The 26,542-nt window shown below is 73.1% G+C and carries 15 protein-coding genes; 8 read left to right on the forward strand and 7 right to left on the reverse strand.

Annotated elements, in window-relative coordinates:
- Positions 1 to 7 precede the first annotated feature (7 nt).
- Positions 8 to 1,192, forward strand: coding sequence for a GDSL-type esterase/lipase family protein (locus N7925_RS00610; protein ID WP_265597510.1), 1,185 nt, complete (start codon positions 8 to 10; stop codon positions 1,190 to 1,192).
- Positions 1,193 to 1,313: 121 nt separating this feature from the next.
- On the opposite strand, the gene N7925_RS00615 is transcribed toward N7925_RS00610, so the two are convergent.
- Positions 1,314 to 1,892 (reverse strand): snapalysin family zinc-dependent metalloprotease, encoded by a 579-nt coding sequence (locus N7925_RS00615; protein WP_265597511.1) that lies wholly within the window; start codon positions 1,890 to 1,892, stop codon positions 1,314 to 1,316.
- A 281-nt stretch (positions 1,893 to 2,173) separates the two neighbouring features.
- Between N7925_RS00615 and N7925_RS00620 the strand changes: the two genes are divergently transcribed.
- From N7925_RS00620 to N7925_RS00630, 3 genes are all read left to right on the forward strand, one after another.
- Positions 2,174 to 3,064, forward strand: a complete 891-nt coding sequence (locus N7925_RS00620) for an NAD-dependent protein deacetylase (RefSeq protein WP_274342676.1) — start codon at positions 2,174 to 2,176, stop codon at positions 3,062 to 3,064.
- 179 nt (positions 3,065 to 3,243) lie between these two features.
- A complete protein-coding gene (locus N7925_RS00625) occupies positions 3,244 to 4,659 on the forward strand; it encodes an NAD-dependent succinate-semialdehyde dehydrogenase (RefSeq protein ID WP_265597513.1) in 1,416 nt (471 codons plus the stop codon).
- A 71-nt stretch (positions 4,660 to 4,730) separates the two neighbouring features.
- Positions 4,731 to 5,561 (forward strand): aldo/keto reductase, encoded by an 831-nt coding sequence (locus N7925_RS00630; RefSeq protein ID WP_274342677.1) that lies wholly within the window; start codon positions 4,731 to 4,733, stop codon positions 5,559 to 5,561.
- Positions 5,562 to 5,633: 72 nt separating this feature from the next.
- Here the strand turns inward: N7925_RS00630 and N7925_RS00635 are convergent, their stop codons facing one another.
- From N7925_RS00635 to N7925_RS00655, 5 genes are all read right to left on the reverse strand, one after another.
- Positions 5,634 to 6,656 (reverse strand): ABC transporter substrate-binding protein, encoded by a 1,023-nt coding sequence (locus N7925_RS00635; protein ID WP_274342678.1) that lies wholly within the window; start codon positions 6,654 to 6,656, stop codon positions 5,634 to 5,636.
- 16 nt (positions 6,657 to 6,672) lie between these two features.
- Complete coding sequence (locus N7925_RS00640) at positions 6,673 to 7,455, reverse strand: ABC transporter ATP-binding protein (RefSeq protein WP_274342679.1); 783 nt, start codon at positions 7,453 to 7,455, stop codon at positions 6,673 to 6,675.
- On the reverse strand, positions 7,455 to 8,564 hold the full coding sequence (locus tag N7925_RS00645) for a FecCD family ABC transporter permease (protein ID WP_265597517.1): 1,110 nt from the start codon (positions 8,562 to 8,564) through the stop codon (positions 7,455 to 7,457). The genes N7925_RS00640 and N7925_RS00645 overlap by 1 nt, the downstream gene beginning before the upstream one ends.
- Positions 8,565 to 8,895: 331 nt before the next feature.
- Complete coding sequence (locus N7925_RS00650) at positions 8,896 to 10,107, reverse strand: endonuclease/exonuclease/phosphatase family protein (protein ID WP_274342680.1); 1,212 nt, start codon at positions 10,105 to 10,107, stop codon at positions 8,896 to 8,898.
- On the reverse strand, positions 10,104 to 10,709 hold the full coding sequence (locus N7925_RS00655; RefSeq protein WP_265597519.1) for a M15 family metallopeptidase: 606 nt from the start codon (positions 10,707 to 10,709) through the stop codon (positions 10,104 to 10,106). Before N7925_RS00655 ends, N7925_RS00650 begins: the two co-directional genes overlap by 4 nt.
- Positions 10,710 to 10,873: 164 nt before the next feature.
- On the opposite strand from N7925_RS00655, the gene N7925_RS00660 reads away from it, so the two are divergent.
- The 3 genes from N7925_RS00660 to N7925_RS00670 are packed head-to-tail and all read left to right on the forward strand — an operon-like array spanning position 10,874 to position 13,015.
- Positions 10,874 to 11,572, forward strand: a complete 699-nt coding sequence (locus tag N7925_RS00660; RefSeq protein WP_274342681.1) for a response regulator transcription factor — start codon at positions 10,874 to 10,876, stop codon at positions 11,570 to 11,572.
- A gap of 10 nt (positions 11,573 to 11,582) precedes the next feature.
- A complete protein-coding gene (locus tag N7925_RS00665) occupies positions 11,583 to 12,689 on the forward strand; it encodes a sensor histidine kinase (protein WP_274342682.1) in 1,107 nt (368 codons plus the stop codon).
- Entirely contained in the window at positions 12,686 to 13,015 is a 330-nt protein-coding gene (locus N7925_RS00670; RefSeq protein ID WP_018960991.1) for an antibiotic biosynthesis monooxygenase family protein, read from the forward strand. Before N7925_RS00665 ends, N7925_RS00670 begins: the two co-directional genes overlap by 4 nt.
- Before the next feature lie 88 nt (positions 13,016 to 13,103).
- Here the strand turns inward: N7925_RS00670 and N7925_RS00675 are convergent, their stop codons facing one another.
- Positions 13,104 to 13,649 (reverse strand): AAA family ATPase, encoded by a 546-nt coding sequence (locus tag N7925_RS00675; RefSeq protein WP_274346374.1) that lies wholly within the window; start codon positions 13,647 to 13,649, stop codon positions 13,104 to 13,106.
- 129 nt (positions 13,650 to 13,778) lie between these two features.
- Between N7925_RS00675 and N7925_RS00680 the strand changes: the two genes are divergently transcribed.
- Positions 13,779 to 26,522, forward strand: coding sequence for a non-ribosomal peptide synthetase/type I polyketide synthase (locus N7925_RS00680; RefSeq protein ID WP_274342683.1), 12,744 nt, complete (start codon positions 13,779 to 13,781; stop codon positions 26,520 to 26,522).
- Positions 26,523 to 26,542: the final 20 nt, after the last annotated feature.

Genomic DNA, 26,542 nt, shown 5'->3' on the forward strand with positions numbered 1-26,542 from the left:
CGAGAACATGACCACCCGGCACGACTGGACGACGACCCCCATCACCACCGACATCCTGCGGGGCGCGCTCGACCTGGAGCGGACCGGGCGCGGCATGCTGCCGCACCGGCTGCCCGCGCGGGCACGGCAACAGATTCCCGACGACCATCTGGCCATGGCCGAATCACAGCCCTCCGGGGTGCGACTGGTGTTCCGCACCCGGGCCACCGCCGTCGAGCTGGACGTGGTGGCCACCAAGCGGGTGTATCCAGGTGCGCCGCCGCGCCCGGACGGCGTGTACGAGCTCCTCGTGGACGGCCGCCCCGCTGCCCGGGCCAGTGCCCCCGACGGCGACACGCTCACCGTGGATCTGGCCTCGATGACCTCGCGGACCCGGCCGGGCCCCGTGGAGACGCTCCGGTTCACCGGACTGCCGGACGAGGAGAAGGACGTCGAGATCTGGCTGCCCCACGACGAGACCACGCTCCTGGTCGCCCTGCGCACCGACGCGCCGCTCCGGAACCCCGGGCCGAGCGGCCGGCCGGTCTGGCTGCACCACGGCAGTTCCATCAGCCACGGGTCCAACGCCACCACCCCGACCGGCACCTGGCCCGCTCTGGCCGCGAGCCTCGGCGGAGCCGAGCTGATCAACCTGGGGTTCAGCGGCAGCGCCCTGCTCGACCCGTTCACCGCCCGCGCCATGCGCGACACCCCTGCCGACCTGATCAGCGTCAAGATCGGCATCAACCTCGTCAACGCCGACCTGATGCGGTTGCGCGCGTTCGGCCCGGCGGTCCACGGCTTCCTCGACACCATCCGCGAAGGCCACCCCACCGCACCGCTGCTGGTGGTCTCGCCGATCTGCTGTCCCATCCACGAGACCACTCCGGGCCCCTGCGCCCCGGACTACAGCGCGATGGGCGAGGGACGGCTCCGGTTCGTGGCCATCGGCGACCCCGCCGAGAGCGCCGCCGGGAAGCTGACCCTCACCGTCATCCGTGACGAGCTCGCCCGGATCGTCGCCGAACGAGCCGCCACCGACCCCCATCTGCACTACCTCGACGGCCTCGACCTCTACGGCGAGAGCGACCACGCCGAACTCCCGCTCCCCGACGACCTGCACCCGGACCCCGCCGCCCACCGGCGTATCGCCGAACGCTTCGCCCGCCTCGCCTTCGGCCACGACGGTCCGTTCACGCCGAAGAACCGCTGACGCCGGGGCGGATCCGGCGTGTCACCCCGTTCCCGGGTTCCGGCGGCGGCCGGCCGGGAACGGGGTGACCGGGCGCCGGTTCAGACCGAGGCCGGCGCCTCATGCGTCCGCGTACAGCCGGTTACGGGGCGTCCACCAGGACGCGTCCGTCAGCCGGCACACGCGGGGCGAGGCCGCCCGCGTAGGCGGACTCGACGCGGGACTGCTCGGCCGCGTTCGGTACGGCGTTCTTGCAGCTGGTACCGGCGCTGGATCCCGACATCAGCTGGGAGCAGGGGCCGGGCTTGGTGTCCGGCAGCCCCAGGCTGTGGCCGATCTCGTGAGCGGCGATACGGGTCTTGTCGTGGCCCTGGGCGACCGCCTGGCTGCCCAGCTCCACCCTGACCTGGCCGCCGGGCCGGACCGGGCCGAGGGTGGCCTGCGGCCAGCCGCTGGTGGCCACGATCTGTATCTCGGCACGCGTGCCGGGCGCGGCCTCGACCAGCTTGACGTTGTCGACGGTGGAGTTCCACGAGGCGACCCCTGCCGCGATCTGCGCCTCCCAGCCGCCGGCGCGGCTGTCGTCGTACCGGAGCGTCACCACCGCCGACGCACCCTCCGCCGCCGGGTCCGGCGCGGGAGCGGCCTGTGCGGCCGTAGCCGTGGCCAGGGTGATCGCCGCGGCGACACCGACTGCCTTGAGCCATCTGTATTCCAGCATTGCTGTCCCTTCACTCATGGGGGGCTCGGCTCCGCGCGGAGCCGAGGGAGTGGGAGGGCGGTCGCCGCGAACCGTATGGACGCACGGGGCGGCCGCCGATCCTCCCGGGGCCGGAGAACCTATGCCGCGATCGCAGCTTGATCATGCTCCTGTCATAAAATGAGGCCGGAAACGCACCCTGCCGGGATCTTCGGCCCGGGCCCTTCGTCCCATCGGGTCACCCCCGCGGCCCCGTCGCCCGGCATCGTCGCCATCGGGGGCATGTTCCGTACCCTGAGGGCATGCGCATGCGACCCACCCTGAGCTGGACCTCCACCGAGGAGCCGCTGCCGGGCACCACCGATCTGGACCCGGTCGTCGAGGCGCTGCGCGGTGGCGGTGTGCTGGTCCTGAGCGGTGCGGGCATCTCCACGGAGTCGGGCATCCCCGACTACCGGGGCGAGGGCGGGAGCCTGAGCCGCCACACGCCGATGACCTACCAGGACTTCACCGCCGACGCCGGGGCCCGTCGCCGGTACTGGGCGCGCAGCCATCTCGGCTGGCGTACGTTCGGCCGTGCCCGGCCCAACGCCGGGCACCGGGCCGTGGCCGCGTTCGGGCGGCGGGGGCTGCTCTCGGGTGTGATCACCCAGAACGTCGACGGCCTGCACCAGGCCGCCGGCAGCGCGGACGTCGTGGACCTCCACGGCCGCCTGGACCGGGTCGTCTGCCTGTCGTGCGGCGCCCTCAGCCCGCGCCCCGCGCTGGCGCTCCGGCTGGAGGAGGCCAACGAGGGGTTCGCGCCGGTGGCCGCCTCGATGAACCCGGACGGCGACGCCGACCTCACCGACGAACAGGTCGGGGACTTCCGCGTGGTGCCGTGCGCGGTCTGCGGCGGCGTCCTCAAACCGGACGTGGTGTTCTTCGGCGAGGCCGTGCCCCCGCAGCGGGTCGAGCACTGCCGCGAACTGGTCCGCCGAGCGGGCACCCTGCTGGTCCTGGGCTCCTCGTTGACGGTGATGTCCGGGCTCCGGTTCGTCCGCCAGGCCGAACAGGCCGGAGTGCCGGTTCTGATCGTCAACCGGGACCCGACGCGGGGCGACCGGCACGCCCTGACCCGTGTCGGCCTCCCGCTGGGTGACGCCCTCACCACCGCGGCCCGCCGGCTCGGCGTACCCGTCGACCTCCCGTAAGACCGCGGAGCGGAGCGGGGCAGGAGAGCGCGAGCCTGCGGTTCCATGACTCTGCGCGAGTGCACCATTACCGATATAGGTGCTTATAGACGGTTTTCTGCCCACCCAGTCGGGTACCCCGCAGAGAGGCGGAGCGCACCGTTCCGCCCCTGCCTCAGAACCGTCGTTCTGGAGATTCCATGTCAGAGCAGCGCAAGAGTTCGTTCGCCACCGTCAATCCGTACACCGGGAAAACGCTCGCGGAGTTCCCGGCCATCGAGGGTCGGGAAGTCGACGCGGTGCTGGAGACCGCCGACGGCGCCTTCGACGCGTGGCGGATGCGGCCTGTCGAGGAGCGTGCCGCGCTGGTCGGCCGTGTCGCCGGGCTGATGAGGGAGCGCAAGGAGACCTTGGCGCAACTCATCACCCTGGAGATGGGAAAGCTCATCTCCGAGGCTCGGGGAGAAGTGGATCTCGCCGCCTCCATCCTCGCGTACTACGCGGAACACGGGCCCGGTTTCGCGGCTCGCGAACCCCTCGACGTCGAGGAGGGACAGGCGTACCTCGTCAACGAGCCGCTCGGAGTCCTGCTCGGCGTCATGCCGTGGAACTTCCCGCTCTACCAGGTGGTGCGCTTCGCGGGACCCAACCTGGTCCTGGGCAACACCGTCCTGGTCAAGCACGCCGGGATCTGCCCGCAGTCCGCCCTGGCCCTGGAGGTGCTCTTCCGTGACGCGGGCGCGCCCGAGGGTGTCTACACCAACCTGTTCGTGAGCCACGAGGAGATCTCGCGCATCATCGACAGTCCGGTGGTCAAGGGCGCGTCGCTGACCGGAAGCGAACGCGCGGGGGCCCAGGTCGCCGAGCGGGCCGGGCGGAACATGAAGCCCAGCCTGCTGGAGCTGGGCGGCAGTGATGTCTTCATCGTCCTCGACGGTGAGGGGCTGGAGCGTACGGTCGGCGCCGCGGTGGCCGGCCGGATGGCCAACACCGGGCAGAGCTGCGTGGCGTCGAAGCGGTTCATCGTGCTGGCGGACGTCTACGACGACTTCGTGGAGCGCATGCGACGCGCCTTCGAGGCCCTGGAGCCCGGCGACCCGGCCGACGAGGCGACGACGCTGGGGCCGCTCTCGTCCGAACGGGCCGCCACCGACCTGGTCGAGCAGATCCGCGAGACAGTGGAGCAGGGAGCCGAGCTGCTGACCGGCGGCGACCGGATCGACCGTCCCGGAGCCTTCGTCCGGCCGACGATCCTCACCGGCGTCAAGCCGGGAATGCGCGCGTACGCGGAAGAACTGTTCGGCCCGGCCGCGGTGATCTACCGGGCCGAGGACGAGGACGAAGCCGTCGCGCTCGCCAACGACAGCCAGTACGGGCTGGGCGGATCCGTCTTCTGCGCCGATGTGGAGCGGGGCCGCCGGGTGGCCGAGCGGGTGGAGACCGGCATGGTCTGGGTCAACCACCCCACGTCGACCCAGCCCGATCTGCCGTTCGGCGGGATCAAGCGGTCCGGCTACGGCCGGGAGCTGTCGCAGCTCGGTATGCGGGAGTTCGTCAACCGCAAGCTCGTCCGGGTGCTGCCGCCCGACGCCGAACTCCGCGGCATCGCCGGCTGAGCGGCGGCCCCGCCCCCACCCCCGTACATCTCGCACCGCCTTCCGAGGCCTCGACACAGCAAGGAGCAACCGTGCCCTCAGTACCCTCCATCACGCTCAACAACGGTGTGAAGATCCCCCAGCTCGGCTTCGGGACCTTCCAGATCCCGCCGGACGAAACCTGTGAGACCACGCTCGCCGCCCTGGAGACCGGCTACCGGCACATCGACACGGCGCAGATGTACGGCAACGAGAAGGAGGTCGGCCAGGCGGTCCGCGAATCGGGACTCGACCGCGCCGACGTCTTCGTGACGAGCAAGCTGAACAACGGCGCGCACGCACCCGAGGAGGCGCTCCGGGCGTTCGACCGGTCCATGGAGGAACTGGACCTCGGCCACCTGGACCTCTTCCTCATCCACTGGCCCCTGCCGGGGGGCCCGGGGGACTTCGTGGAGACGTGGAAGGCCCTGGAGGAGATCTACCGGTCCGGACGCGTCAAGGCGATCGGGGTCTCCAACTTCCAGGAGAACCACCTGCGGCGGCTGCTGGACAACAGCACGGTGGTGCCCGCCGTCAACCAGATCGAGGTGCACCCGTATCTCACGCAGGATGCCCTGCGCGCCTTCGGGGCGGAGCACGGCATCGCCACGGAGGCGTGGTCGCCGATCGCCCAGGGCAAGGTGCTCTCGGACCCGACGATCACGCGCATCGCCGAGCGGCTGGGCAGGACCCCGGCCCAGGTGGTGCTGCGGTGGCATCTGCAGCGTGGGGACATCGTGTTCCCCAAGTCCGTGACACTGAAGCGCATCCAGGACAACTTCGCACTCTTCGACTTCGAGCTCACCGGAGGGGACGTCGGCGAGATCGCCGCCCTCAACCGGGACGAGCGCACCGGGTTCGACCCGGATACGTTCAACGGCTGAGCCGACCGAGCGGGGCCCGGCCAGGGAGGTGCCCCCGGGCCGGGCCGCCCCGCCTCAAGCGGGGCGGCCCACCTACCGCGCGAACTCCCTCAGCTCCTCCGCCAGCGAGCTGATCGCCGCGGGATTGCGCGGGCTCTCGACCAGGTCGACGTAGTCGAGTACCACGATCCGGTCATTCTTGATCGCGGACACGCCGGCGAGCGGCTTGTAGGACTTCAGGAACCTCCGCTTCTCGTCCGCTCCGGTGTCCCCGTAGTTGTTGATGACGATGACCTCGGGATCGCGGTCGACCACGGTCTCCCAGCCCACCGTCGTCCAGCTGTCCTCGAGGTCCTTCATGATGTGGTCGCCGCCGGCCTTGGTGATGATGTCGTGCGGTCCGGCGTACGCGCCCGAGGTCAGCGGCTTGTCCTTCCCGTCGTCGTACAGGAAGACGCGGAGGCGGTCACTGCCCTTGGCCGCCTCCGCCCGTACGTCGGCGACCTCCTCGCGGAACGATGTGATGAGGGTGTCCGCCCGCTCCTCGACGTCGAAGATCTTTCCGAGGTTCCGCAGGTCGGTGTAGAGCGCTTCGAGCGGGGGCATCACTCCGCGGGCCTTGCCCCGCCCGTTGCGGCACGACTCGCTGAGCAGATAGGAGTCGATGCCCACGCGCTCCAGTTCGGCGGGGGTGAAACCCTCACCCTCGTTGAATCCGTAGTTCCAGCCGGCGAAGACCAGGTCGGCGCGGGCATCGAGCACCAACTCCTTGTTGATCCGCTCCTTGGAGAGCCACTTGGTCTTCTTGTAGCCGTCCTTCCAGGGGACGGACGTCATGTCGCCCTTGTCGTCGGGCATGACGTACCCGGCCATGTGGTCCTCGAGCCCGAGCGCGAACATGATCTCGGTGATGCCGGTGTCGTTGGTGACGACGCGTTGCGGGGCCTTGTCGTACGTCTTCTTCTCCCCGCAGTTCTCGACGGTCACCGGGTAGTGGCGACCGGCTCCGGACGCGCCGGTCTTCCCGTCGGCCTGTGAGGTGACGTCCGCTCCGCAGCCGGCGAGGGCCAGGGCGGCCGCGAGCACGAGGGCCGCGGGACGCAGGGGGTTGGGCATGGTGATCGAGGCTCCTTCAGGAGGTGGGGCGGGCAGGGGGAAGGTCGAAGAGCAGTTGGAGCGCGCCGGTCTCCGGATGTGCGACACGGTGCGCCCGTACGCCGAAGACGTCGGCCAGCAGCTCGGTGGTCAGGACCGCGTGCGGGGCCCCGGAGGCGACGATCCGCCCGCTGTCGATGACGTGGACCAGGTCGCAGTGCAGGGCCGCCAGATTCAGGTCGTGCAGGGCGGTGAGCACGGTCAGGCCACTGCCGCGGACCAGGGCGAGGACTTCCAACTGGTGGGCGATGTCCAGGTGGTTGGTGGGTTCGTCGAGCACCAGGACCCGGGGCCGCTGGGCGAGGGCGCGGGCGATCAGAACACGCTGCCGCTCGCCGCCGGAGAGGGTGAGGAAGCCGCGTTCGGCCAGGTGTCCCGCGCCGACCCCCGCCAGCGCCTCGTCGCAGAGACGGCGGTCCTCGTCGGATGCCCGGGCCACCGGCCCCTGGTGCGGCAGCCGCCCCATGGCGACGATCTCGGCGACGGTGAAGTCGAATGCGTCCACCGCGTCCTGCGGAAGGGCCGCCAGCCGTCGGGCGCCTTCCCGCGTGCTCAGGGCGTGAAGGTCCTCACCGCCGATCCTCACGGCACCGGCCGAGGGGCGCAGGGCCCGGTAGACACAGCGCAACAGGGTCGACTTCCCACTGCCGTTGGGACCGACCAGGCCGACGAGCTGCCCGTCGGCCGCGCCCAGGGTGACCTGGTCCACCAGCCGCGCACCGGCGATCTCGACGGTCAGCGCGTCGATGTCGATCCGCATCAGATGCCTCCGAAGGAGTAGGCGCGCCGGCGCATGAGGAGGATGAAGCAGGGAACGCCGATGACCGCGGTGAGGACGCCCACCGGCAGCTCGGCCGGCGCCAGCACCACGCGCGAGAGGATGTCCACCCAGATCAGCAGGACGGCTCCCGCCAGGGGGGCGACGGCCAGGAGTCGGCGATGGTCCGCGCCGACCAGCATCCGTGCGGCGTGCGGGACCATCAGGCCGACGAAGCCGATCGCCCCGCTCACCGCGACGACCGCCCCGGTGACGGCCGCGGAGACGAGGAAGAGCTCCTTGCGCAGTCTCCCGGGATCGACCCCGAGTGCGGCGGCGGTCTCGTCCCCCATGGCGAGTGCGTTCAGGCGCCGTGCCGACCAGCCGAGGTGCGCGAGACCGGCGAGCACCGCTCCGGCGGCGATCGGCACGGCGGCCCAGTTGGCCCCGCTCAGGCTGCCGAGCAGCCACATCATCGCGGAGCGGGCCGCTTCCCCGCGCTCGGCCGCGAACACCATGAACGTGGTGACGGCGGAGAACCCGTAGTACATCGCGGTCCCCGTCAGGACGAGCCGGAGCGGGGTCAGGCCGCGTTCGGTGCGGGCGACCGCGTACACGAGCAGCATGGCGAGGAGTGCGGAGAGGAACGCCGCCGTGGACAGCGCCCAGATGCCCAGGGCTCCCAAGGCCCCGAAGATGAGTACGGCGTTGGCGCCGACCGCCGCGCCCGAGGAGATGCCGAGGACGAACGGGTCGGCCAGCGCGTTGCGCACCATGGCCTGGACGGCGACGCCGATGGCGGACAGGCCGGCCCCGACGACGGCCGCCAGCACGGCTCGGGGCAGGCGCAGTTCCCAGACGATGGTGTAGGCCGGGACCTCGTCGGGGCGGATGGGCCCGCCGGTCAGCCCTGCCCACAGGTAGCGCGTCACCTCCGCCCAGGAGAGCCCCGACGCCCCGAGTGCCGCCCCGCAGAAGAGGGAGAGGGGCAGGGCCGCGCACAGGCCGGCCAGGAGGAGCGGCAGGGGCACACGCCGGGGTGGCGCCGGTCCGGTGCCGAGGTACGCGGGGCGCGGCGGCTTGGAGGGTTTGCGGTCGAGGGACGTGGCCACAGGCTGGTCGCTTTCGCCTCGGGCCGTGCGTCGCGCGATGAGGAGCGGCCCCGGACGGCGGCCGCCCCGCGCAGCGCCCATTCGCAGTCCACGGCGAATCGTCAGGAGCCTTCTCCGCCGCGGGTGATCGGGCTCACGGAGCCCGGGGGCTCCGTCTACCGTTGCGGGTCAGCGCCGGATTTCGACCGGACTTCCCCCGTGGCGGAACGCAGCCTAGCGCGTGCGTTCGCCCTCCGCCCGGCGGAGGGTGAACGGCAGCGGCACGCGGAGGGTTCGGTCGCCCGCCCCGAGGCGGCAGGGAGGCCCGGACGTCCCGCGGCCTCCACGGTGTTCACCAGCTGACGCGGGCCGCCACCGGGAGGTGGTCGCTGCCGGTCGAGGGCAGCAGCCACGAGCTCTCCGGCTCCAGGCCCCGGACCAGGATCTGGTCGATCCGTACCACCGGGAAGGTGGCGGGCCAGGTGAAGCCGAACCCGTCGCCTGCCGCCTCCTGCGCCGATCGCATCCGCGAGGTGATGCCGGCGTACGCGCGGTCGTCCAGCGTTCCGTTCAGATCGCCGAGCAGCACCACCCGCTCGTTCCGCTCGGCGGCGACGGCCCGGCCGAGCGACCGCGCGCCGGCGTCCCGTTGGCCCGACGAGAGGCCCGCCCGGGGATTGACCCGTACGGATCCGAGGTGCGCCACGTACACCGCCAGGGGCCCGTGGTCCGTGGTCACCGTGGTGCGCAGTCCCCGGTTGTACTCCAGCTTGACGTCGGCGGGCTTCGCGTCCCCCAGCGGCCCCGCGTCCATCCCGACGTCGACCGGGCGGGTGTCCGACAGCGGCAGCCTGCTCCACACGCCGACCGTGCCCAGGACCGTGTGATGGGGGTACGTCGTCGCCAACTCCTTCTCGTACGTCCCCCGGGCCGCCGGGTCCAGCTCCTCCAGTGCCAGCACGTCCGCACCGGAGGCGGCCAGGGCGCGGGCGGTGCCCGCCGCGTCGGGGTTGTCGGCGCCGACGTTGTGGCTGACCACGGTGAGGTCGCCGCCCGGGTGGGACTTGTCGGTGAGCAGCCCGCCGAAGAGGTTCAGCCAGCCGACGGCCGGCAGCAGCAGCGCGACGAGTGCGAGGACGGAACGGCGCAGCAGCGCCCCGCCCAGCAGCACCGGGATGAACAGGCCGAACCACGGGAGGAAGGTCTCCACCAGGCTGCCGAGGTTCCCGATCCGGTTCGGGATGCTCGGGTGCAGCAGGAGGAGCAGGCCCAGCAGCAGCGCCGCCGCCGCGAGCACCCGGCCGCGTTTCCAGGGGCCAGTCCTCGCGCCGGTGCGCCGGGGGCCTGGGCCCCCGGGGCCCGCGTCCCCGAGATCGACGTCGCCCCGCCCGGAACCGGAGGTGTCCACGTCGCTCTCCGCCGTCCCGGCCGTGTCCACGTCGCCCTGTGCGGTTCCGGCCGTGTCCACGTCGCCCTGTGCGGTTCCGGCCGTGTCCACGTCGCCCTGTGCGGTTCCGGCCGTGCCCACCCGCGTCATCGTCTGTCCTCGCTCGCTGCCGGTCACTGTCGCATCCTCGGGTCCTGGGTGGGGTCGGCGTACATGCGCGGGCAACCCCGGTCGATCGCTTCCGTGCGCAGCTCGTAGTGCCAGGGTTCGTTGCGGTAGGTCTGGCACAGTCCGTACGCGGCGCCGTGCTCGGACAGCCACTCCGTCGCGTCGTCCGGCCCGATGTCGACCGCCTCCCCCGACACGTGCGGCGACGTCGTCGCGGTGGCCACCCATCGGGCGGCCTCGGCCTCGGACCCGTACCGCGCGATCGCCTTGCGGAGCAGCTGATTCTGGTACTCCGGTGATCGCCAGCCGCTGTTGACGGCGAACTCGACGCCCTCCCGCGCCGCCTCCCCTGCCGCCCTGCGGAGGGCCGCGAGCAGATCCGCGTCGAGGTTGGCGACGGCCGGGATCCCGTCGTCGAGCACCGTCACGCCATCGGGGACGGCCCCGTCGGCCGCTCCCAGCGCTCCGCGGAGCTCACGGTGAAGGGGAGGAGGCAGGGATGCCGGCGCCGAGGAGGGGGCGGCGGACGGGGAGCGCGGTGAGGCCGAGGTCGACGGGGCGTGCGTCGGGTTCAGCAGGGCGTGGCCGAGGGCTGCCGCGATCGCTGCCACGACGGCTACCGCGCCGACGACAAGGGGCCCGCGTGTCCGGCGGGGCGTTGTTCGCACTGACGGCCGTGGTCGAGTCATACCGCAAGAAAAGGCGGCGAGGTGTTGCCGGCACGTATGCGGTTCTCGATACGCCGACGATAGGTGCCGGCTCGTAGCATCGGCCCATGCGCGTGCTGATCGTCGAGGACGAACCCTATCTGGCGGAGGCCGTCCGCGACGGCCTGCGTCTCGAAGCGATCGCGGCGGACATCGCGGGGGACGGGGAGACCGCTCTGGAGCTGCTGAGCGTCAACACCTACGACATCGCCGTCCTGGACCGCGACGTCCCCGGGCCGTCCGGTGACGAGATCGCCGAACACATCGTCGCCTCCGGCAGTGGCATGCCGATCCTCATGCTCACGGCGGCCGACCGCCTCGACGACAAGGCTTCCGGGTTCGGGCTCGGTGCCGACGACTACCTCACGAAACCCTTCGATCTCCGGGAGCTCGTGCTCAGGCTCAGAGCACTCGACCGCAGACGCGCCCACAGCAGACCGCCCGTGCGGGAGATCGCGGGTCTGCGGCTGGACACGTTCCGCAGAGAGGTCTACCGGGACGGCCGCTACGTCGCGCTGACCAGGAAGCAGTTCGCGGTACTCGACGTCCTCGTCGCCGCCGACGGCGGTGTCGTCAGCGCCGAAGAGCTCCTGGAACGGGCGTGGGACGAGAACGCCGACCCGTTCACCAACGCCGTACGCATCACCGTCTCGGCCCTGCGCAAACGCCTCGGCGAACCGTGGATCATCGCCACCGTGCCGGGCGTCGGCTACCGCATCGGCGCGGCGTCCGGCACCGGTCGCGGCGAGGGACGGGACCGTGGCTAGGCGGCCCGGGTTGAGCGTCCGCCTCAAGCTCACCCTCAGCTACGCCGGATTCCTCATGGTCGCCGGCGTCCTGCTGCTCACAGCGGTGTGGGTGTTCCTCCTGGAGTACGTTCCCGACGACTGGGACAAGCGGATGCTCCACGAGAATCCCAACCGCCAGCTCCTCGCGTACACCTTCGCCCCGGCGGCGGCCACCGTACTGGCGGTCCTCCTCGTCTTCGGCCTCCTGGGAGGATGGGTCCTCGCCGGCCGTATGCTCGCCCCTCTGACCCGGATCACCGAAGCCACCCGCGCGGCCACGCACGGGTCACTCTCCCACCGGATCCGGCTGCCGGGCCGCAGGGACGAGTTCCGGGAACTCGCCGACGCCTTCGACACGATGCTCGCCCGGCTCGAAGCAGACGTCGCCGAGCAGGAGAGGTTCGCGGCCAACGCCTCCCATGAGCTGCGCACCCCGCTGGCGATCTCGAAGACCCTTCTCGAGGTGGCCCGCACCAATCCGGACCGCGACACCGACGAGATCATCGACCGCCTGTACGCCGTCAACGGCAGGGCGATCGACCTCACCGAGGCGCTGCTCGTGCTCAGCCGCGCCGACCGGCGTTCCTTCACCCGGGAGCCCGTCGACCTGTCGCTGCTGGCGGAGGAGGCCGCCGAGACCCTCCTCCCCCTCGCGGAAGAGCATGGCGTCACCGTCGAGACACGCGGCGAGATCGCGCCCGCGATCGGATCGCCGGCGCTCCTGCTGCAACTGACCACCAACCTCGTGCACAACGCGATCGTCCACAATCTGCCCGGCCGGGGCACCGTCCGGGTCGCTACCGGCGTCCGCCGCGCGACCGTGGTGCTCACCGTCGAGAACACCGGTGCGCAGGTCACCCCGCAGCTGGCCGCGACGCTCACCGAACCGTTCCGGCGCGGAGCCGAACGGTTGCGCACCCACCACGCGGGTATCGGCCTCGGCCTGGCCATCGTCAAGACCATCACCCGCGCACACGACGGAACGCTCACCCTCACCCCGCGCCCGGCCGGCGGGCTGCGCATCATGGTGGAACTCCCGGCGACAGCCCCGCCCGCCGACGGAGTCCGGACGGCGTACGGCAGGATGGAGCCATGAGCGTAGTCAAGATCAATGTGCTGACCGTCCCCCAGGAACAACGCGAGACGCTGGAGAAGCGCTTCGCTTCCCGGGCCCATGCCGTGGAGGGCTCCGACGGATTCGAGTGGTTCGAGCTGCTCCGGCCCGTCGAGGGCACGGACGACTACCTCGTCTACACGCGCTGGCGTGACGAGGCCTCCTTCCAGGCGTGGATGGAGGGGCCGATGAAGGCGGCCCATCAGGGCGGCGGTGCCGAGAGCGGTGAGCGCCCCAAGCCGGCGGCAAGCGGGTCCACGGTGTGGTCCTTCGAGGTCGTGCAGCAGGCCGCCCCGACCGGCGCGTAGCCGAGCGAGCAGAGATGTGTGACCTGCCCGGTCCGGCCCACATGGCCGGCCGGGCAGGTCCCTGCCGTCTGCCGGAGGGCCGGCCGGGTCAGCGGTCGACCGCCGGCAGCCGGGCCAGGCCGGTGCCGCGCATGATGCGGTCGACGGTCCCGGCCAGAACGCTGTCGGGACCGATCACGGTCTCGACACCGTCGGGCAGCACATCGCGGGGGCGGTACCACTCCCGCAGTTGGTTCTCGTCGACCTCGTCGGCGATCGGCTTGGTGGCGTGCCGGGCCACGGTCTCGGCGAAGGGGACGTCCAGGTAGTACCCGTGGGTCGGGCCCCGGTGGTCGGCGCGCAGCCGGGCGAGCATGTCGCCGTAGTGGGCGGCGTAGAGGATGCCTTCGACCACCACGTGGTAGCCGGCGTCCAGGGCGTAGCGGGCGGTCAGGTCGATCAGACCGATGTTGGCCGCCCCGGGCCGGTCGCGTTCGCGCAGGACGGTACGGCGGAGGTTGTCCTGGCCGACCACGGCCAGTCCGCGGCCGAAGCTGTCGCGGAGACCGGCCGCCACACTCGACTTCCCCGTCGCGCTGTTGCCGCGCAGGACGATCAGCCGGGTCTCCGCGGTCCCCACGTTCACGGTGGACAGGCTAGCCTCTGCCGGGCCCGGCCCGGTCCTGAACCGAGGCCCTTCCCGTGAGGTCACTCCCAGGGTGCATGCGCTCTCCTCCCGGCGGCTGATTCCCCGCGACCCGCGCGTTTTTAAGATCATTCTCTGATGAAACGGACCGACGGACCGGTGGAGCACGACATGACACTGCTGGATGTACTACTGGACGCGGTGCGTGAGGCTCCCGGGCAGGTCGTCGTGCATGTCCGCGGCGACGGCGGCGAGCTGACGGTCAGCCTGCGCGAGCTCCTGGACGACTCCCTCCGTGTGGCGGGGGGATTCCGGGAGGCGGGGATAGCGCCGGGGACCTGTGTGCCGTTGCTCGCCGATCGCAGCGAGGACTTCCAGCCGATGTTCTGGGGTGCGGTGGCGGCCGGTCTCGTTCCGGTTCCGCTGGCGCCGGACGCCCGTCGGGTGCTCCCGGTCTGGGAGCACCTGGGGCGGCCGCCCGTGGTCGTGGACGCCTCGACCGCGTCGCTGTCCGGCGAACTTCCCGACACCGTCCGTACCCTGCCCCTCGATGTCCTGCGGCAAGGACCGGCCCTGCGGGAGACCGCCACCGCAGAGCGCGACGACGTCGCGTTCGTGCAGTTCTCCTCGGGGAGCACCGGCGCCCCCAAGGGGGTGGAGGTGACACACGGCGCGGTGCTGGCCAATCTGGAGCAGATACGGGTCGCCTCGGCGCTGGGCCCCGACGACGTGGTGGTCAGCTGGATGCCGTACTTCCACGACATGGGGCTCATCGGCACCCACCTCGCCCCGCTGGCCGCCCGGGCCCGGCAGGTCAAGATCGGTCCGCTGTCGTTCGCCAAGCGGCCCCGCCTGTGGTTCGAGGTGGCGGCCCGGCACCGGGCCACCGTTCTGTCCGCGGCCAACTTCGCCCTGGCACTAGCCGTACGCCGTGTTCCCGAGGAGGTCTTGGCCCGGCTGGACCTCTCGGCGGTACGGCTGATCCTGGTCGGGGCGGAGCCGATCGCGCCCGCGGTGTGGCGTGCCTTCGCCGACAGGACCCGGCCGTCGGGGCTGGACCCGGCGGCGGCCCAGCCGGTCTACGGCCTGGCGGAGGCGACGCTGGCGGTGACCTTCCCGCCGCCGGGGGAGGTGGCCGAGCCCCTGGTCCTGGACCGGGCGTCGTTGAGCCGTGGAGTGGCGGTGGACGCCGAACCGGGCGAAGGGGCCGTCGCGTTGATGGACGTCGGGCTGCCGGTGGCGGGCTGCGCCGTGCGCATCGTCGACGACGCGGGCACCGTCCTCGGGGAGCGGCGGACCGGGCACATCCTGGTGAGCGGCCCCCAGCTCGCCCGTGGCTACCACGGCCTTCCCGACGTGAGCGCGGAGGTGTTCGGCGGGGGGTGGCTCCGCACCGGTGATCTCGGGTTCCTGCGGAACGGCCGGCTGTGCGTCACGGGCCGGCACAAGGACGTGCTGTTCCTCAACGGCCGCACCTTCCACGCCACGGACATGGAGGAGGTCGCGGCCGCGACACCCGGGCTGCCTCCCGGCGCCCCGGCGGTGGTCGGGTCGACCGACCCCGTGACCGGTGCGGAGCGCGTCGTGGTGTTCGTTCCCTGGGCACGGCCCGCGCCCGAGGCGGCGGAGGTACTCGAACGCGTCGCGGCCCGGGTGCGCGAGGCCCTGCTCCATGACGACGTGCGGGTGCTGGCCCTGCCGCCGGGCGCGTTCCCCCGTACGACGAGCGGCAAGCTGCAACGTCGGCGGTTGCGCGAGCGCTTCGAGGAGGGCGTCTTCGGGACCGGTGATGGTGGTGGTGTTTCGTCCGGACTGCCCCGGCCTGCGGCGGAACCCCGCGCGAAGGCGCCCCGCGCCCGCGCGGAGACCGTCGAGGTCGTGCGGCAGGCGTGGGCGCGGGTACTGGGCCGGCCCGCCGCTTCGATCGGGGCGCACGAGCCGTTCGGCAGCCTCGGAGGGACCTCGCTCAAGGCCATGGAGGTGCTGGTGGCGCTGGAGGACGCCTTCGGTGTGACGCTGCCGCCGGCGGTCATCCGCGACCACGGCACGGTGGACGCGCTGGCCGGTCACCTTCTGACGGTGGCTCCCGCTCCGGCGCCGTCCGCCGCGGACGACGCTGACACCGCTGACACCGCTGACACCGCTGACACCGCTGACACCGCGGAGAGCGCCACACAGCGGGCCGGAGGAACGTCCGCCGGGCCGGACCCGGCACTCCCCTTCCCCACCGACGCTGCCGCCACCGCTGCGGCCGTCATCGGGATGGCGTGCCGGTTCCCCGGCGCGGACACCCCCGAGGCCTTCTGGGACCTGCTCGTCGACGGGCACGACGCCGTCGCCCCCGTACCGCGTGGACGATGGGACGACGGCCAGGAGGACCCTCCGAGGGACCGGCCGACGACGTCGGCGGCTCCAGCAGCTCCCGCAGCTCCGACAGCTCCCCGGAAGCGGTGGGCCGCACTGCTGGAGGACCCGGCCGGGTTCGACGCCGGCTACTTCGGTATCGGCGAGGACGAGGCACGCGCACTCGACCCGCAGGCCCGGCTCTTCCTGGAACTCGCGCACGAAGCACTCGAACGTGCCGGATACGCGGGGCCCCGTCGGCGCGGTCGCAGGATCGGTGTGTTCGCGGCGGTCGGGGACAGCGGCTACCGGGAGATCCTGGAACGGGCCGCCGCCGGCGGCTCCCCGCTGCCCGCCGCGCTCACCGGGAACCTGCCCGCCCTCGTCGCCGCCCGGGTCTCGCAGAGCCTCGATCTCGACGGTCCCGCACTCGCCGTGGACACCGCCTGCTCGTCGGGGCTGGTGGCTCTGCACCTGGCCCGGCGCAGCCTGCTGGACGGCGAGTGCGACCTCGCCGTCGTCGGCGGGGTCAACCTCCACCTGACCTCGACGCCGCACCGGCTGCTGGAAGAGGCGGGGGCCCTGTCCCCCACCGGACGCAGCCGCGCCTTCAGCGCCGACGCCGACGGCTTCGTGCCCGGCGAGGGAGGCGCGGCCCTCGTCCTGACGCGGCTCGACGCCGCCCGCCTCGCGGACGATCAGGTGCTCGCGGTGGTCCGGGGCACGGCCGTCAACAACGACGGCCGGTCGATGAGCCTCATGGCGCCCAACCCGCTGCGGCAGCGCGAGGTCATCACCCGGGCGTACGAGGCGGCGGGGGTCGATCCCGCCTCGGTGACCTACGTGGAGGCCCACGGCACCGGCACGGCCGTGGGCGATCCGATCGAGCTGCGTTCGCTGGCCCACGCCTTCCCCGAACGCACCGACGGCGAAACGCGGTTGGTCGGATCGGTGAAGTCCAACATCGGGCATCTGCTGAACGCCGCCGCACTTCCCGCGCTGGTGAAGGTCGTACTGGCCCTGGGCCACCGCAGGCTGCCTCCGTCGCTGCACCACGCCCCGGCCTCGCCGGGTCTCGCCCCCGCGGGCTTCTCCGTGGTGACCGAGGCCCGGGACTGGACATCGTCCGCCGGGCCCCTCGTCGCGGGGATCAACGCGTTCGGTTTCGGCGGCACCAACGCACATGCCGTTCTCGAACAGGCCCCGCCCCCGCCGTCCCCGGGCTCGCCTCTTTCTGGTGTCGCGCGTGAAGTGGCGGTCGACGGGCCTCACTTGCTGACCCTGTCGGCGCGCGGTCCGGGCGCGCTGCGGGACGCGGTGACCCGGCTCGCCGCACATCTGGAAAGCCGTCCGCGGCTGCGCGAGGGCGATGTCTGCCGCACCGCGAGCACGTCCCGGGACGAGGGGCCCCACCGGCTCGCCGTCGTCGCCGACGGTGATCTGCGGGAGCGGCTCGCCGCCATCGCCGCCGGCGCGACGGGAGAGGCGGGCGGGCAGGTCGGGAGCCTCGTGCGTTCCCGGCCGCGTGTGGTCTTCCTGTTCCCCGGGCAGGGCTCGCGGTCCCCCGGCCAGGACCGGGCGCTGTACCGGACGGCGCGGGTGTTCCGGGAGACGTTCGACGAGGCCTCCGCTCTTCTCGGGCCCGTGTGCGGGCGGTCCCTGCTGGAGTGGGCGCTCGATCCGGAGGTGGACCCCACCGCCCAGGCCGCGACGGAGAAGGCGCAACCGCTCCTCGTCGCCTCCGGGGTGGCGCTCGCCCGCCAGTTGCGGGCCTGGGGCGTGGAACCCGACGCGGTCGCCGGGCACAGCGTCGGGGAGATCACCGCCGCCTGCGTCAGCGGGATGCTGACCCTCCGGGAGGCGGTGCGGTTCGCGGCCGAACGAGGCCGTCTCATGGGCGCGTTCACCGAGCCCGGGGCCATGATCGCCGTCCGCGGGGGTGAGGAGGCGGTCGCCGCGGCGGTGGCGGAGTCCGACGGGGCGCTCGCCGTGGCCGCGTACAACGGTCCCGGGCTCCAGGTCCTCTCCGGGGGCGTCCGTGCGGTGGAGCGCGCCGCCGCCGGCCTCGAAGCCCTGGGTGTCCCCACCCGTCGCCTGCGGGTCTCCCGGGCCTTCCACTCGCCGCTGATGCGGCCGGTGGCGGACCGGATCGCCGACGCGGCCCGTGTGTTGACCCCGCAGGTCCCGTCCGTCCCCCTCATGAGCACCGTCACCGCCGAGTGGCAGCCGGTCCTCGGCCCCGCGTACCTCCGTGACCACGCCGAACGGCCCGTGCTGTTCGGCGCGGCCGTGGAACGCCTGGCCCGGGAGGGGTACGACACGTTCGTGGAGGTCGGCCACGGCGCGACGCTGTCGGGTGCGGTCCGCGCGGCTACGGAGGTGTACGCCGACGACGCCCGGGCGGCACACGCGGGCGGGCCCGGAGCTTCCGGGGCCTCCGGAACAACTGACGCCCCTGGCGCCCTTGGTGGCACGACGACGGTGCTGTGCGCCCTGCCGGGACGTTCCGACGGCCGCACGGATACGGAACGGCTCGCCGATGACAGCCACGGCGGGCGCGGCGCCCTGCTGGGAACCATCGGCCGCCTGTGGTCGCACGGCGTGCCGCTGGACCGTACGGCGCTCGACGCGGAGCACCAGGGGATCGCCCTGCCCACCTATCCCTTCCAGCGCCGCCGGTACTGGGCCGATCCCCCCACGAGCCCGCTCCTTCACCGAGTCCTGTGGGAGGAGACCGCGCCGCCCGGGCAGGCGGCGGCAGCCGTGCGCTCGGTGCTGCTGACAGGCCACGACTCCGCGTATGTCGCCGGGCTCGCCTCGCAGCTCTCCGCCGAGGGCGTCCGGATGCACGAAACGGGCGACGGGCCACCGGATGCCGTGGTCCTGGTGGCGGGTCCCGCTCCCGTCCAGGACACCGCCGACGCGCTCGGCCGGGCCCAGGACGCCGCGCTGGCCGCCTTCGGTGAGGCCCTCGCACGGTTCGACGAGGCAGGCGCGGACCGGCTGCTGGTGCTGACCGAGGACGTCCACGCCACGGGGGCCTTACGGGAAAGGCCACGGCCTGCCCATGCCGTCCTCGGCGGGCTGCTGCTGGCGCTGCCGCAGGAGACTCCGGGCGCTTCGGCCACCGCCCTCGACCTCTGCTCGCTGGACACCCCGTCCCAGCGGCTGACCGCCGTGCTGGCCGAACTCGCCGAACTGAAGTCGGCCGGCGGCAGCACCCCGGGCGGGGCCGTCACCGTCGCCTGGCGCGCCGGGCGCAGGCTCACCCGCCGTTGCGCACCACTGCCGAGCGGCGCCGCCGCACCGGCGGGGGTGACGCGGCCACCGCTGCCGTCCGACGGCACCTACCTCATCACCGGGGGCGGCGGCGGGATCGGTGCCGCGCTCGCCCGGGACCTCGCCGGCCGGGGTCGCCCGACCCTCGTGCTCGCCGGACGCTCCTCCCGTCCGCCCCTGGGGCTGGCCGAGGAACTCCGCTCGCTGGGCGCCACCGTCCACTACCGCGTGGCCGACGTCTCGGTGGAGCAGGACGTCGACGCGCTCCTCGCCGGACTCCCCCACCTCGACGGCCTTTTCCACGCCGCGGGGACGGTGCGACCCGGCACCCTGCGCGACCGGCGTGCGGAGGAGACGGCAAAGGCCCTGGCCGCCAAGGTCCGGGGCAGTCTGCTGCTCTCGCTGGCGCTGCGCCGGCACGGGCTCGACCCGGCGGTCCGTGTCGCGTTCTCCTCCGTCAGCGCCGTGCTGCCCGGACTGGCGGGGGCGCTGGGCGACTACGCCGGCGCCAACGCCTTCCTCGACGCGTTCGCCGCGTCGGAACGGCACGCGGGCAGGCCCTGGCAGTCGGTGAACCTCGCGGCACTCGCCGGTACGGGCATGGCGGCGGCCCTCGGAACCGGGACAGGAGGTGGCTCCGCCACCGTACCGAGCGCCGGGGGCCGCCCTGTCGCCCTCCGTCCCGCGCTGGCGGCGCTCCGCACGGCATGCGGCGTCGACGCGGCGCAGCTGTTGCTCGCCCACCTGCCGCCGTCCCCGGGGCCCGCCGTCAGGGCGGACCCGGCCACTTCGGCGGCAGCCACGGGAACAGGCCCCTCCACGGAATCCACCACGGGATCCGGGGCGGAACCGCCCACCGCGGGCCGGGCACCCAACACCCGCGTGAACAGCGGTACGCGGGCGGGAACCGGGCCCCGTACCGCGACCGGCAGCAGTACCGCGGCGTTGCTCCGGCGGCTGCTGGCCTCGGCGCTGCGTCTGCCTGCCGCCGGGGTCCCTGACGACGAGCCGTTTCTCGCCCTCGGCCTCGACTCGCTCGCCGCCGTCGACCTCGTCAGGCAGCTCGAACGGGAGCTGGGCAGGCCGCTGCCCGCCACGCTCTTCTTCGAGTACCGCACGGTCGCCGAACTGGCCGCCCACCTCGACACCACGCCCTCCCCTGAACCGCCGACCGACGCCTCCCGCTCCTTCTCCCCCTCGCCGACCCCTGCTCCCGTGCCGGACGGGGACACCTTCCCGCTCACCCCCGTCCAACTGGCCCTGCACACCAGCAGTCGGCTCCACCCGGACGTCCCGGCTCACGGCTACGTCCGCCAGACCGTACGGGGGCCCCTGGACACCCTGCTCCTGGGCCGGGCGCTCGCCGCGCTCGCCGACCGGCACACCATGCTCCGGATCCGCATCGAAAACACCGGAAGCACCGGAAGCACCGGAAGCACCGATGTCAGGGTCGGCGGCAGGATCGGCGACGGGATCGGCTCGGCGACACCGAGGCAGTACGTCGCGCCCCCCGCCGCGCTGTCCGCCTGGTACGAGGTCCGCGAGCTGACCGGCCGCATCGAAGAGCTCGAAACGGCGTTGTGCAACCGGCCGTTCGACCTCTCGGCCGAGCCTCCCGTGCGCGCGCTCCTCGCCCGGGAAAGCCCTGAGCTCTCCCATCTGGTGCTGGTGATCCACCATGCGGCCGGTGACGGGTACAGCCTCAACGTCCTCGCCGGAGAACTCTGGTCGCTCTACACCGCCCTCGCCGACGGGCGCGCACCGACACTGCCCGCGCTCGGCACCGACTTCGCGCGGTATGCGGCCGCCACCGCCGATGGGCGGTCCTCCACGGACGGCATGGGGGCCCTCACCGCCGACCGCCTGTACTGGTCGGGGCGGCTCGCCTCCTGGGGCGAACCGCTGCGCCTGCCGTACGACGGTGATCCGTTCGCCCTGCCCGCGGCGCCGATGGCCACCCACCAGAGCGCCCTCGACCCGGTGCCGACCACCGCGTTGGAGCAACGGGCCGCCGCTCACGGGGTGAGCCTCTTCCAGCTGCTGCTCGCCGTGCACGTGCGCTGTCTGGCCCGGTGGAGCGGACAGCGGGAGATCGCGGTGAACGTCGCCCGCGCCCGGCGGGACGACCGTATGACGGGCCTGGACCGACTCGTGGGGCCTCTCGCCGACACCCTGCCCCTGCTGTGCGTGACGGACCCGGACGAGTCGGTGGGGGCCCTGGCCGAGCGGCTGGCGGGAATCTGGCTGGAGAGCGAGCAGCACGCGAGCCTCACCGGCCTGGACCTGGCACGGCTACTGCCGGCGGACCCGTCCGGGGCCGGCCCCCGGACGGTGAGCCCGGCCGGCTTCAGCTTCTCCCGCTTCCCCGCCGCTCTCGACGGGCGTTGTCCGGTGAGCGTGCGGCCGACGGCGGCCGGCACCGCCACCGCCGCGACCCGCCTGAGCCTGCTGTGCTGGCAGGACGAGGCGATCCTGCGCTTCTCGTGGAACTTCCCCGTCCGGCTCTTCGACCCGGCGACGGTGGCGCGCCTGGACCGGGACTTCCACGACGAGCTGGCCGCGCTCGTCGAGCCTCGGCCCGGCCTCCCGGCGGTCACGGAGCCCACGCCCGTCCACGGCACCGGCACCGGCACCGGCACCGGATCAGCCACGCTCGTGCGTCGGCTGGTCGAGCGGTTCCGGGCCGCCCCGGACGCGGTCGCCGTCGACACCGGCGCCGCCACCCTGACGTACGCCGAACTCGACCGTGCCTCCCACGCCCTCGCGGCCTCTCTCCTGGCCGGCGGCGTCACCCCCGGAAGCCTCGTCGGGCTCCTCACCGAACCCGGCGCCGACACCGTCGTCTCGGTCGTCGCGGCCCTGCGCGCCGGGGCGGGCTGGGTTCCGCTGGACGCCGGCCACCCGACCGCGCGGCTGACGGACCAGCTCACGCGCTCGGGCGCCCGTACCGTGCTCTGCCACGCCGCCACCCGGGCGGTGGGGGAAGCGCTCGGCGACGTCGCCCTGGTGCACGTCGACGCTGCGGCAGCGCCGTACCGGGGCGCGGCGGATCCCGGGCCCGCCGCAGGCCGGGCCCGGTTCGCAGGCCCGCACCTGTCACCGGACGAACTCCCCGCACCCGACGGCCCGGTCGACGCCGACGGCATCGCCTACGTGATCTTCACTTCCGGATCCACCGGCCGGCCCAAGGCCGTGCCCATCACCCACCGGTCGATGGAGAACTACCTCGACTGGGCGATCGGCACCTTCGGATACGACGAGCACGACCGGCTCGCCCAGACCGCGTCGCCCTGCTTCGACGCGTCCGTCCGCCAGCTCCTGGCCCCGCTGCTCGTCGGCGCCACCGTGGTCACGGTGGCCTGGGACCTGCTCCGCGATCCCGACCGGCTGCTGAACCACGTCGTGCGCAGTCGCATCACCGTATGGAGCTCCGTTCCCACGCTCTGGGAGCAGCTCCTCAGCGCTTCCGAGGAACGCGTACGCAACGGCGCGCCGCCGCCGGACCTGTCCGCGCTCCGGTGGATCCATGTCGGCGGCGAGGCCCTGTCACCCGCCCACGTACGCCGCTGGTTCGACCTCTTCGGCGACGGCCAGCACATCGCCAACCTGTACGGCCCGACCGAGGCCACCATCAACACGACCTGCCACATCATCCGGGCCCGGCCCGGCGACCAGGTGCGGCGCCTTCCCATCGGCCGCCCCGTCACCGGCACGGAGGTGGCGGTCGTCGGCCCCGACGGGGAGCCCGTGCGGCCCGGCGAGGCCGGTGAGCTCCTCATCGCCGGAGTCGGCCTCACCCCGGGCTACCTCGGCGAACCGGCCCTCACCGGGGCCGCGTTCACCGTCCGGCGCGGTCGCCGCTGGTACCGCAGTGGCGACCGGGTGCGGTGGACCGAGGACGGCGTCCTGGAATTCCTCGGGCGGCTGGACGACCAGGTGAAGATCCGTGGCAACCGGGTCGAGCCGGGTGAGATCGAGGCGGTGCTCCAGACCCACCCGGACGTCACCCACGCCGTCGTCCTCGCCGAGGACGGACGCCTCACCGCCTTCGTGACCCCGGGGCCCGGACCTGCCGGAGCGGACGCCGTGGCGCTCCGGCTCCATCTCGCGGAGTCACTGCCCGCGTACATGCTTCCGTCCCGGATCACCCGCGTCGGCAGGATGCCACTCACCAGCACGGGCAAGATCGACCGGCGTAAGCTTCCGGCACTCCAGGAAGCGACCGAGCCGCCCGGGGCGGACACGGACACCGGCATCGGCGCGCGTCCGGGCGACGCCCGTACGCCGCCCCGCACTCCCACCGAAGTCCGGCTGGCCGCCATCTGGACCGCTCTGCTCCAGGCCGAGGACGTGTCCCGCGAGGACGACTTCTTCGTCCTGGGCGGCGACTCCCTCCTCGTGCTGGAAGTGTTCGCCAGGCTGGAGAAGCAGGGCGGTCCGCTCCCCCGGCCGACCGTCATCTACCGCAACCGCACACTCGCGGCCCTCGCCTCCGCGGTGGACGCAGCAGCGGGCACCGCCGTCGCACCGGGAGTGAACGCCGCAGCGGACACCGCCATCGGCCTTGCCGTCGATACCGCGGCGGCGGGCGTCGGAACCGCTCCTGCCGACACCACCGTCAAGGCCGCCCGCACCGCGGCGGACCCGTCGGTACCAGAGCGCCATGCACGGGGCGACCGCCCGGGGGCCCCCGATCCGGGCGTCGCTCCCCCGCCCTTCCCACTGACACCCACCCAGCGGGGCTTCCTGCTGGCCGAAGCCCTCGCCCCGGGCACCACATCGGCCTGGCTCACACAGTTGCGTCTGAACGGCCGCCTCGACACCGCTCGCTTCCAGAGCGCGGTGGACACCCTCGTCGGGCGCCACCCGATGCTCCGTACCGTCTTCCCCGCCGGGGCGCGCCCCGCCGTCCAGCAGGAGCTTCCGTCCTCCCTGCGCCTGCCGGTCGACTTCGAGGTCCTCACCGGCCCGGATCAGGTGGAGGAGCGGGTCACCGCCGAACGGGCGCGCCGTTTCGAACCCTGGGCCTGGCCTTTGTTGCGCCTGCGGGTGCTCACCGTCGCTCCCGACGAGCACGTCCTGGTCGCCCACGCCCATCACATCATCGGCGACGGCTACAGCGCCGCACTCCTGGTACGGGAGCTGACGGCCGTGTACGACGCCCTGTCCAGCGGCGAAGAACCGGCGTCGGTCCCACCGCGCAGCACCTTCCGCGACCACGCCCTCCAGCTCGCGGCGCGCACGGACGCCGCCCCGGCAACGACCTCCGGTACCACGGCCGGGAGAGACGCCATCCCCCCGGCCGCGCCGCTCCGGCCGGGCGTCCCGACCGGCGAGGACCGGTGGGAGCGGCTGAGCGCGCCCTACCTGCCGCCCCTGCTCGCCGCCGGTACGACCACCACCGGCACGCCTCCGGGCAACGCCCCCGGCCCGCTCTTCCACACCTGCGGGTTCACGGTCGACGCCGGCCGGGCGGAGGCGCTGCGCGGGCTCGCCGCACGCACCGGGTCCACCCTCCACGCCCCGGTGCTCACCGCCTACTACCGGGCGCTCGTGTCCGTCACGGGACAGGCGGACCTGGTGCTCGGTATGGCGGTGAGCGGCCGGGACCACTCCGTTCCCGACGCACACCGGGTGTTCGGTCCCTTCGCCACGGCTGTTCCCCTGCGGCCGGCGGGTCCGGCGTCGGGGCGGTCCGACAGCGCGGGTTTCGAGGACGATCTGCGGCGCGTCGCCACCGAGGCCGCCGAGGCGCGGACGTACGAGGGGCCCGTGCCTCCGCTGTCCAACGGCCTGCCCATGGCCTCGCAGTTCTTCTTCACCTATCTGGACTTCTCCGCCCTGGGTCCGGAGAGCGGCAGGACGCTGACGGTCGCCCGGGAGGGCGGCGACAGCGTGTTCACACCGCCGCCGGCCGGTACGGACGTGTTCCTGGCGGCCGGTCCGGACGGCGGGCGGCTGCGGATCACCGTCCGGGCGGCGGCGACGGCGTTCACACCGGAGGCGCTGGCCGCGTTCACGGACTCGGTGCGCGAGGGTCTGGCGCATGCGGCGGCCTCGACCGTGCGCGATGCCGGCCGCCTCGACACCCCGGGGGGCCCCGGCCGGGACGCGCGGATGGATGCCGCGCTCATCGGCTATCTGCCGTCCCCTGCCGACCTCGCCCGGCTGGCGGGTCTGCCGGAGGCGGCGCTGCCGCGCGAGCGGCTGCGGACCCTGCTGTTCCCGGACGGGCTGCCACGGCTTCTGGAGACGTTGAGGACGCCGCTGGGCCGTTCGGGCTTCGTGTGCGTCCCGCTGTTCGCGGACGAACTCGCCCCCGGCGAAGGCCTGCTCGGGCACACCACGCGGGGGGTGGAGCTCGCCTCGTCGCTCGGTGCGCGGGCCGTGTCCCTCGCGGGCATGATCCCCTCGCTCACGGGCTACGGCTTCGACGTCCTGCGGGCCGTCGGCACGACCGGAGCCGTCACCCCTGCCGCGGCCGGCCCCGCCGTCACCACCGGTCACGCGGCGACCGTCGTGTCCGTCGTCAGGACCGTGCACGCGGCTCTCGACGCGACGGGGCAGCGACTGGGCTCTCTCACCGTCGCGTTCGTGGGGCTCGGCTCGATCGGCTCCTCCTCGCTGGAGTTGCTGCTCACCCGGGCCCAGCAGCCGCCCGCCCGGCTGCTGCTCTGTGACGTGCCGGGCAGCGGGCCACGGCTGAAGGAGCTGGCCGAGAACCTCCTGGAACGCCGTCTCGTCGAGATCGTCGAGGTGGTCGAGTCGGATCACGGCCTGCCCGACGCGGTGTACGACGCCCGCCTGATCGTCGCGGCGGTCAGCGGGGGCGGCACACTGCTGGACATCGACCGTCTGGCACCGGGTACGACGGTGGTCGACGACTCGTTCCCGCACTGCTTCGACACGTCCCGTGCCATCGGCCGGATGGAACGGGAGAAGGACGTCCTGGTCGTGGGCGGCGGGCTGCTGAGCGCCGGCCCCGCGGAACGGCGGGTGGCCGAGGGCCTCCCGGCCGCCGCGGTGGCCGGATACCTCGCGCAGCCGATGGTGCCCGACACCATCGCGTCCTGCCGACTGGAGTCCCTGCTCCACGCCTCGGGTGCCGGGGTGCCGCTCGTCCACGGTCCGGTCGACGCGGCCACCGCACTGGCCTACTGGGAAGCGGCGGAGGCGACCGGCATCCACGCCGCGCCCCTTCACCTGCTCACCCGCACCGTCGCCCCGGACATGTTCACGCGACGCCCGTGGAGATCATGACCCCTTCCCGAGCCGGGTGT

Origin of the sequence: Streptomyces sp. CA-278952 (assembly GCF_028747205.1) — a bacterium.
Classification (GTDB): domain Bacteria; phylum Actinomycetota; class Actinomycetes; order Streptomycetales; family Streptomycetaceae; genus Streptomyces.

Coding starts and splice junctions, on each gene's coding strand:
- N7925_RS00615 (WP_265597511.1), bottom strand. CDS start 1,892: ATGCTGGAATACAGATGGCTCAAGGCAGTCGGTGTCGCCGCGGCGATC.
- N7925_RS00625 (WP_265597513.1), top strand. CDS start 3,244: ATGTCAGAGCAGCGCAAGAGTTCGTTCGCCACCGTCAATCCGTACACC.
- N7925_RS00610 (WP_265597510.1), top strand. CDS start 8: ATGACCACCCGGCACGACTGGACGACGACCCCCATCACCACCGACATC.
- N7925_RS00670 (WP_018960991.1), top strand. CDS start 12,686: ATGAGCGTAGTCAAGATCAATGTGCTGACCGTCCCCCAGGAACAACGC.
- N7925_RS00680 (WP_274342683.1), top strand. CDS start 13,779: ATGAAACGGACCGACGGACCGGTGGAGCACGACATGACACTGCTGGAT.
- N7925_RS00620 (WP_274342676.1), top strand. CDS start 2,174: ATGCGCATGCGACCCACCCTGAGCTGGACCTCCACCGAGGAGCCGCTG.
- N7925_RS00660 (WP_274342681.1), top strand. CDS start 10,874: ATGCGCGTGCTGATCGTCGAGGACGAACCCTATCTGGCGGAGGCCGTC.
- N7925_RS00640 (WP_274342679.1), bottom strand. CDS start 7,455: ATGCGGATCGACATCGACGCGCTGACCGTCGAGATCGCCGGTGCGCGG.
- N7925_RS00635 (WP_274342678.1), bottom strand. CDS start 6,656: ATGCCCAACCCCCTGCGTCCCGCGGCCCTCGTGCTCGCGGCCGCCCTG.